Source organism: Paenibacillus campinasensis, assembly GCF_002272015.1.
Lineage (GTDB): Bacteria > Bacillota > Bacilli > Paenibacillales > Paenibacillaceae > Paenibacillus_AQ > Paenibacillus_AQ campinasensis.
Genome location: NZ_NPBY01000050.1, coordinates 1 through 1,002, shown reverse-complemented (window position 1 = coordinate 1,002; position 1,002 = coordinate 1). Strand labels below are relative to the sequence as shown.

Annotated in this window: 2 protein-coding genes; both read right to left on the bottom strand. The window is 32.2% G+C overall.

The genetic code is table 11. The annotated features are described in order from the left end of the window. Window positions 1-521 (bottom strand): hypothetical protein (locus CHH67_RS17135; RefSeq protein WP_095266426.1); only part of this gene is annotated, 521 nt, incomplete at its 3' end. Between the two features lie 249 nt (window positions 522-770). After that, window positions 771-1,002, bottom strand: a 232-nt coding sequence (locus CHH67_RS26525; protein ID WP_218832026.1) for a hypothetical protein, incomplete at its 5' end; no start/stop codon positions are given.

Below are 1,002 nucleotides of genomic sequence, written 5' to 3'. Positions count from 1 at the left end.
TTAATGGTAAGTTTAAAATGAGATTTATTATGTTCAACTTTATATTTTTCAAGTCTCCATATTAACGTTGAGAGTTGCTTTGGAGTAAAAGCATTATTTTCTTTAAAATATTTAATAAAGCTCTCGATTTCAAACTCTTCATCTAATCTAGCTAAATTAATAAGTGAATTCATAACACTTTTCACTTTTCCATCTGTGATTAACTTGTTCTTATCCTTATTTACTTTTTTCTTAGCTTCTTCTGACGTTAATAATGTTCCCTTAGAATCTACTACTCCGATATCAAATCTTTTTATACATTCTGATCCAATTTGAAGAGTATTTTTGTTCAATAAATTAACAATTTCAAATTGATATCGAATATGTGGTTGATCGCACAACTCGCAAGTCTCTTCAGCTATTTCAACATCATACATATCACCTTGATATACCCACTCATTCAACGCTTTTCTAATGTCACATTGCTCTTCACTAACAGGAAATATATTCACTTGGACTCGCTCTAACCAATTAATATTCATCGCTCCACCTCAAATATTATTAAGTATTTTCGGGTCTTTCATATAACGTTCCCGTATTCACGAAACGCCCCAACCTTAGATGACTCTTATCTTAGGTTGGGGCGTTTGTTGTCTGAGTTTACATCTTCGATTATTCATCTGACAACCAAGAGACTGTTAGGCTCGCAGCGTGAATACTTTGTTAGACGAAGACCTCGGCATCGCTGAAAGACAATAATAGTTCTACATCAGGTCAGACAAAAACTAAGTCTACCAAAGTTTCAATGCTTTTCTAAAGCCCTTATGTATAACAAATTTTTGATTGAAATTGACAGTTGCAGTATCGTCTCTGTATTTATAATTGTAGTACAACTGTCTCTTAAATCTGTTATACCACATATTACCGATTATGCTCATGTCAAAAAATTGAGTGATAATTTTAGGAATATCTAAATCCCCATAGAAGTTGGAATTTGATTGATAATACTCCAGTATATCTTTA